We start from the raw sequence: 7,414 nt of genomic DNA on the forward strand, positions 1-7,414 counted from the left end.
TCATACGCTCAGTGCAGCGATAAGCTCGGTCTCCAGCGCGACGATGATCCTGTCGTCTCCGAGACCCGGGCCGCTGATCTGGAACGAGTCTTCCACCCGTCCGCCCAGGGTCATGATCTTGGCCGAATGGACGTTGATGCCGTGGCGCGACAGCACCGCGGCGATGCGGGCGAGCAGGCCCGGTCGATCGCCGGCCACCAATGACAGGACGCGGTAGGCGCCCTTGTCATCGGCGCGTACGACCACCTGCGGCGTGATGGGGAAGTGTTTGAGGTGCCGGCTGATGCGGCCGCTGGCCGGCAGTGCGACCTCGTCGTCCGGCCGGCTGAGGCAGCTGGCGAGTTCGAATTCGATGAAGTTGATCATGTCGCGATAATCGCCTTCATGGTGTTCGGGGATGAATACGTGGAAGGTGTCCAGAGCATAGCCGTGGCGGGTGGTGTAAACCTTGGCGTCGGCGATGCTGTAGCTGGCACGGCCGAAGAAGGCGCATAAGCGCACGAACAGTGCAGGCTGGTCCGGCGTGTAAACCAGGACTTGTATGCCTTCGCGATCGTCGGATAGCCGGGCCTTGACCACGGGGGTGGGGCTTTCGACGAGTCGGTTGAGCAGGCGCGCATGCCAGGCGATCTCCCTCGCTTCGTGGCGCAGGAAGTAGACGGTATCCAGCTCTTTCCACAGCCGTTCTTCGACTTTTTCCGGTAGCGCATGCAGCCTGAGCATCGCTCGCGCCTGCGATTTGCGTTCTTCCAGCTCCGAGTCGGCATCGATTTCACCGCCGCGCATCAGCAGCCGGAGCGTGGCGTGATAGAGGTCTTCCAGTAGTTTGGCCTTCCACGCGTTCCAGACCTTGGGGCTGGTTCCGCGAATGTCCGCCGTGGTCAGCAGGTAGAGCGCTGTCAGATGCCGGGCATCGCCGACGATCTCGGCGAAGCGGTGGACGGTTTCCGGATCGTAGATGTCCTGCTTCTGCGCCGTGGTCGACATGGTCAGATGGTGTGCGACCAGGAAGGCAACCAGCTCGGTGTCCTGTCCGGACAGGCCGTGGCCGGCGCAGAACTCGCGTGCGTCGGCGATGCCCAGTGTCGAATGGTCTCCGCCGCGGCCTTTGGCGATATCGTGGAACAGACCGGCCACGTAGAGGACCTCGGGTCGGTCAAAGTCGTTCATCAACCGGGAAAGATAGGGGTACTCGTGGTTGAATTCGCTGACCGCATAACGGCGCAAATTGCGGACCACCATCAGAATGTGCTCGTCGACGGTGTAGACGTGGAACAGATCATGCTGCATCTGGCCGACGATACGGCCGAACTTGGGCAGGTACTTGCCAAGTACGCCGTACAGATTCATGCGACGCAGGCAGTGCGTGAGTCCCGGCGAGCGCAGTATTTCGATGAAGAGCGCCCGATTGACCGGGTCGCGGCGAAAGCGTTCGTTGATGCGGGCGCGCGCATGCCACAGCGCGCGCAGCGCGCGCGGGGCGAATCCGCTGAGTTCCGGGTGGCGCTGCAGCATCAGGAAGGCGTCGAGGATGGCGGTAGGGGAGCGTTCGAAAACATCGGCATGACGAATGTCGAGCAGGCCGTTGATCGAAAAGAACGACTTGTTGAGATTTTCCGTACGCCGCGGTATCTGGGAAAAAATCCGCGAACGCAGATTGGGCAGCAGGATGCCGTTGAGCTGTACTACCGTGCGCGCCGCACGGTAGTACAGCTGCATGACCTGTTCGCTCGCGCGTTGTCCCGGTTTGTCCTCAAACCCCCAGGCCTGCCCCATCTGATGTTGCAGGTCGAAAATCAGGCGGTCTTCGCGCCGGCGTGCGAGCAGGTGCAGGTCGATGCGCAGCTTCTGCAGTTGCTTTTCGCCGTGCTTGATCAGACGGGCTTCCGGCAGGGTCAGAATGCCGCGGCGGACCAAGGCGTCCCAGGTGTCGCCCAGTGCGATGGACTTGCTGATCCACTGAATGGTCTGAAGGTCGCGCAAGCCTCCCGGGCTTTCCTTGATGTTCGGCTCCAGATTGTTGGCCGAGCCGAAGTAGCGGTTATGCCGTTGCTGCTGCTCCAGCAGCTTGCCTTCGAAAAAGGCGAGCGCATTGCGCTGTTTTTCCATGGCCTGGGTCATGGCGGCGTGCAGCGCGGTGTCGCCGGCGATGAGCCGGTTCTCCAGCAGATTGGTCTCGATGGTGATGTCGCCCGCCGCCTCGCTCATGCATTCCGCTACGGTGCGCACGCTATGGCCGACCTCGATGCCGCTGTCCCACATCTGGCTGATCAGCTGGCTGACCCGTTCGTTCAGGCTATCGTTTTCTTCGGGCAGCAGAATCAGGAGGTCGATGTCGGACTGCGGGAACAACTGGCCACGGCCATAACCGCCGACGGCGACCAGCGCCGCTTCTTCGCCTAATCCGAGCGCGAGCCATTGCTCGCGGATCAGTTGATCCACCGCGAGGCTGTGCCCTTTCAGGTAGGCCAGCGGGTTGCGGTTGCTGCGATAGGCATCGGCCAGCAGCTTTCGCTCCTCGTTGAGGGCGTTGCGCCAGAGGCGGCATTGCGAGGCGGTGCTGTCGTTCATTTCAACGGCTTTCCTGGCGCAGAATGAGGGTCACGCCGGCCAGCAGAAACAACAGCGTCGGCAAGGTGGCGGACAGGATAGGATTCCAGTCGTGCAGCAGGCCAAGGTAGCCGAAGAGCCGGTTGATGAAGTGGAAGGCGACTCCGAGGCAGATGCCGGCGAACAGTCGTATCCCTAACTGGCCGTGCCGGCGCTGGCGTGGCGTAAACGCCAGCGCGACCAGCGCCATCGAGATGCAGGCCAGCGGGTAGAAAAGCTTGCCCCATAGTGCAATTTCGTAGCGCTGGGTTTTCTGCTTGTTGGTCTTCAAGTGCTCGATATAGGTCATGAGGTTCATCGCCGACATTTGTTCGGGCACCACCAGCAATACATTGAGAATCGTCGGCTCGATGACGGATTTCCATTCTATCTCGGGATAAAACAGCGCGCGGGTTCCGGTTGGCGACAGCAGTGTTTCGCTGACGTTCTGCAAGCGCCAGGCGCGGGTTTGCGGCAAATAAGTGCCGCGCTGCGCCAGGCGCGTGCGGACCAGCCGATAATCGCTGTCGTAGCTGTAGATGCGAATTCCGAGCAAAGTCGTATCTGGTAGCATTTCATGGACATTAATGAAATTGGCATTGTCCTTGACCCATATCCCGGAACGGAACTCTTGAGCCACCATCGAGCGCGTCGATTGCAATTTGATCCGTTCGGCCTCCTGCTGCGCGTAGGGGGCTCCGAACTCGCCGAGCCCGACAGTGAGAACGGCAAAGGCGAGCCCGAACGCAAACAGGGTGCCGGCGATCTGCGCCAGCGTGATGCCGCTGGTGCGGATGATGGTGTATTCGCTGCTGGTGACTAGTTGCGTCATCGCCACCATCGCGCCAATCAGCACGGCCAGCGGCATCAGCTCATAAGCATGGCCGGGTATCAGCAAGGCGATATAGCTGATCATGGTCGACATGTTGTAGCTGCCCTGGCCTAGCTGGGGGACTTCCTGTATCACATCGAAGAAGCCATACAGACCGAGCAGGGCGAGCAGGGTGAACAGAGTACTCTGGCTCAGTGCACGGAATATGTAGCGGTAAATCAGTTTCATGGCTCAGGCTTTCCGGAACATGCTTTTCAGGGTCTGCGCTAATGTCGCGCTGGGCCGGTTGCGATAGGCGAGCCCGGCGAAGGCGAAGAGCAGGAAGGCAGCATGGACGAGAAGGAGGGAGGCGGGATGCAGTTCGCCGCGCAGGATGTTGTTGCGAATCAGTGTCAGACCGTTCTGATACAGAAAGTAGATCAGAATCGCCAGCACCAGATTGTAAGTGTGCCCGCTGCGCGGGTTGAAGTAGGACAGGGGCAGCGCGAGTATCGCCAATACCAGACAGCTCAGCGGTAGCGACAGGCGCCATGCGATCTCCGCGCGCGCCTCCTGGTCGTTGCCGCGGGCGAGCAGCTGCTTCATGCTCTGGGCCTGGCGGCTCTGGCCGATGCCGCCCGCCAGCTTGTGCGACTCGCTGATGGCGACCGTGTAGCGCTTGAATGCCATGACGTCGTAATTGGCCTTGCCGGGTTGTCCGATATAACGCTGGCCGTCCTCCAGAACGAGTTGCCGCTGTCCGTCGCCGTCTGTCGAAATATGGCCGGATCGGGCAAATATCGTCGAGACATTGTCGTTTGTCATGTCCTGGAAGAAGATATTACTGGCGAATCCGTTGTGGCCGGCGAAACTTTCCACGAAGTAGACGCGATTCGATCCGGCCGATTCCTTGAACACGCCGGGAGCGATCGCGGAAATTTCTTCCCGCTGTTTCAATAGTTCGGCATATTGTTGGCTGCGCTGATCGGCCCAGGGGCCGACCCAGCAGGACACGATGCCGACCAGGATGGAAAGCGGAACGGCAAAGCGCAGCACCGGGCCGAGCAGGCTCGACAAGGGCAGGCCGGCGGTGAGCCAGATGGACATCTCGTGCTCGCGCCACAGGCGCGTGAGCACGATCATTACGCTGACAAAAACCGTAAGAATGAGTAGTACCGGGAAAAGTCCCAGCGTCCAGAAACCGATCAGGGCGGCGACCGCGTCATTGGCGATCTGTCCCTCCGCTGCGCGGCCTAGCAGGTTGATTGCCTGGGTTGATGCGAGAATGGCCAAAAGTACGACAAAAACGCCGATGGCGGTAAAAGTCAATTCTCTAATCAGGCTTTTTTGAAAAACCATGGATGCGATGCCTTTTTTGACTTTTTGTGATAAGCGTAGTGATAATTCAATTCGAAGGTTCAGAAGCGCCGTTTTCGGTCGAATTCGGGGTGCGGCAAAATCGTTGCCGACTCCTGCGAAACGCGCCTGATGACCCATGCCTGATCTTGGCAGCTGGCACTCGTTATCTACGGGAGTACATATGGAATTTAACATAAAAAGCGGCAGCCCGGAAAAACAGCGCGTCGCTTGCGTGATTGTCGGCGTTTACGAAACGCGCAAGCTGACCTTGGCTGCCGATCTGCTGGATCGCATCTCCAACGGTTTCATCGGCGATGTGCTGCGCCGGGGCGATATGGAGGGCAAGCTGGGAAGCACGCTGATCCTGCATTCGGTGCCACATGCCTTGTGCGATCGCGTGATGCTGGTCGGCCTGGGGAAAGAGCGTGATTTTCGCGCCAAAGAGTACCGCGAGGCGATTCGCGCATCGATCAAGGCGCTGACCCAGACTTCCGCCAACGAAGCGGTCAGCTATCTGAGCGAACTTCCGGTCAAAAAGCACGATGTCGAGTGGATGGTCGAACAGGCCGCGGTGGTGACTCTGGATGCCCTGTACCGCTTCGACCGTTTCAAGACCCGCAACGAAGACGTGGTGCGCGAGCCGCGGAAACTGACATTGGCGGTGCCGCGTCGCAGCGACCTGGCCGATGGCGAAAAAGGGTTGCTGCGCGGTTTGGCGATCAGTCACGGCATGAAGCTGGCGAAAGATCTGGGCAACTTGCCAGGCAATATCTGCACGCCGGACTATCTGGCCACGCAGGCGCGCGAGTTGGCTGCCGCGTTTGCCTCCGATGTCGAAATCCTCGGTCAGGACGAAATAGCGGCGCTGGGAATGGAATCCTTCCTTGCCGTCGCACGCGGCAGCGTCGAGGCGCCGCGGTTTATCGTGCTGCGCCACTGGGGGGGCAAGAACCGCGAAGAGCGTCCGGTGGTCCTCGTTGGCAAGGGCATCACCTTCGACTCGGGCGGTATTTCTCTCAAGCCCGGCGAGGGCATGGGAGAGATGAAGTTCGATATGTGCGGGGCCGCCTCCGTGCTCGGAGCATTCCGTGCGGCCGTGGAAATGAAACTGCCGCTGAATCTGGTTGTCGTTGTTCCTAGCTGCGAGAACATGCCGGCTGGAAATGCGGTCAAGCCGGGCGATATCGTCAAGTCGATGTCGGGGCAGACCATCGAAATTCTCAATACCGATGCCGAAGGCCGCCTGATTCTGTGCGATGCCCTGACCTATGTCGAGCGTTTCAATCCCGCCGTCGTCGTTGACGTGGCGACCTTGACCGGCGCCTGCGTCGTCGCGCTGGGGCATGTCGCCACCGGCTTGTTCAGCAACCAGGATGCGCTGGCGCGCGATCTGGTGGCGGCAGGCGAGGAAGTCGGCGACCGTGCCTGGCATATGCCGGTATGGGATGAATATCAGGAAATGCTGAAAAGCCCGTCTGCGGATATGGCAAACATCGGCGGGCGTCCTGCAGGCAGCATCACCGCGGCCTGCTTCCTGTCGCGTTTCGCCAAGAACTTCGACTGGGCGCATCTGGATATCGCCGGAACAGCGTGGAAGAGCGGCAAGGACATGGGAGCCACCGGCCGTCCGGTTCCGCTCCTGGTGCAATATCTGCAGGACAGGGCCGACATTGCCTTGGGCAATGTGGTCAGGCGCGGGCGGCCGCGGCGGGAAGCTCCTGAAACGGCAGAAGATGACGCGGATTGATTTTTATACCCAGGTCGACGATCCCCAGGGTTTTGCTTGCCGGCTCGCGCAGACCGTATTTCGCAAGGGCGAACGCCTGCTGATCCTGTTTGACGATCGTGAGCAACAGGGGGCGTTCAGCCGGCGGCTGTGGAGTTTGGGCGACACGCTGTTTGTTCCCCATTGCGCGGCGGAGGCGGCTGAAGCCGCCGACACCCCGCTGTGGCTGGGGTGTGTGCTGCCCGACTCGGAACTGCCGTCGGTGCTGCTGAACCTGGGACGTGAACTGCCTGACCGTTACCACGAGTTTTCGCGTATTCTGGAGATCGTCGGCCGCGACGAGACGTCGCTGGCCGTGGCGCGCGAACGTTTCCGCGTCTATCGTGCGCGCGGATGCGCGATCGAACACCATGACATGAGCCACGCATGACCGAGCCGCAGAAGCCGTCCCCGGCAGACTTGCAATCGCTGGAATTGCCGGTATTGACCGAAATTGCCGAACTTTACGAGTCGACGCCGGATGGCGTCGATGTTCCCGACTTCGATTTTAGTGCCGAACTGGAAGACATGAAGACCGCGATGGAGCAGGGCGCTGCGGTCGAACTGGATATTCCTTCCGAGCTGCTGCTGGAAGATGTCGTCGATTTGGACGATGAGCCGGTCAGCGATGTTCCGCTGGATTTCCGGCATCTGCCGTCGCTGGAGCTATCGGTTGAGGAACCGGACGAAATGGTCCTCGATCAGTTGCTGCCTCCTGCGGCGGGCAGCGGGGACGATGGTGGCGCGGCGATACCCGTCTCCGGGCTCGGGGCCCTGATGTCGCGTGCGGTGCCAGTGGTTCCACCGGTTGAGGCGGCTCCGACACGGCCTGCTATTCCGGAACCGGGCGTCGAAGCCGAACCGCCGCTGGCATCGGCCATCATCCCCGA

General features: G+C 60.7%; 5 protein-coding genes and 1 pseudogene. 3 read left to right on the top strand and 3 right to left on the bottom strand.

The annotated features are described in order from the left end of the window. From G520_RS0114880 to lptF, 3 genes are read right to left on the bottom strand one after another with little or no spacing between them, the layout of a single operon-like run. Positions 1-2,571 (bottom strand): [protein-PII] uridylyltransferase, encoded by a 2,571-nt coding sequence (locus G520_RS0114880; RefSeq protein ID WP_028536340.1) that lies wholly within the window; start codon positions 2,569-2,571, stop codon positions 1-3. Position 2,572: 1 nt separating this feature from the next. Further along, positions 2,573-3,649, bottom strand: coding sequence for an LPS export ABC transporter permease LptG (lptG, locus tag G520_RS0114885; RefSeq protein ID WP_028536341.1), 1,077 nt, complete (start codon positions 3,647-3,649; stop codon positions 2,573-2,575). Between the two features lie 3 nt (positions 3,650-3,652). Next, on the bottom strand, positions 3,653-4,759 hold the full coding sequence (gene lptF, locus G520_RS0114890; RefSeq protein WP_028536342.1) for an LPS export ABC transporter permease LptF: 1,107 nt from the start codon (positions 4,757-4,759) through the stop codon (positions 3,653-3,655). A gap of 181 nt (positions 4,760-4,940) precedes the next feature. Here lptF and G520_RS0114895 point away from each other — a divergent pair, with 181 nt between their 5' ends. The 3 genes and pseudogenes from G520_RS0114895 to G520_RS25240 form a co-directional block, all read left to right on the top strand. Beyond that, on the top strand, positions 4,941-6,506 hold the full coding sequence (locus G520_RS0114895; RefSeq protein WP_028536343.1) for a leucyl aminopeptidase: 1,566 nt from the start codon (positions 4,941-4,943) through the stop codon (positions 6,504-6,506). After that, positions 6,493-6,915 carry a DNA polymerase III subunit chi gene (locus tag G520_RS0114900; RefSeq protein ID WP_028536344.1) on the top strand — a complete coding sequence of 141 codons (423 nt, stop codon included), beginning with the start codon at positions 6,493-6,495 and terminating at the stop codon, positions 6,913-6,915. The genes G520_RS0114895 and G520_RS0114900 overlap by 14 nt, the downstream gene beginning before the upstream one ends. Beyond that, positions 6,912-7,414, top strand: a pseudogene (locus tag G520_RS25240) (hypothetical protein); the annotation flags it as partial. The gene G520_RS0114900 and the pseudogene G520_RS25240, both read left to right, overlap by 4 nt.

Source organism: Paludibacterium yongneupense DSM 18731 (genome assembly GCF_000422925.1).
Taxonomy (GTDB): domain Bacteria; phylum Pseudomonadota; class Gammaproteobacteria; order Burkholderiales; family Chromobacteriaceae; genus Paludibacterium; species Paludibacterium yongneupense.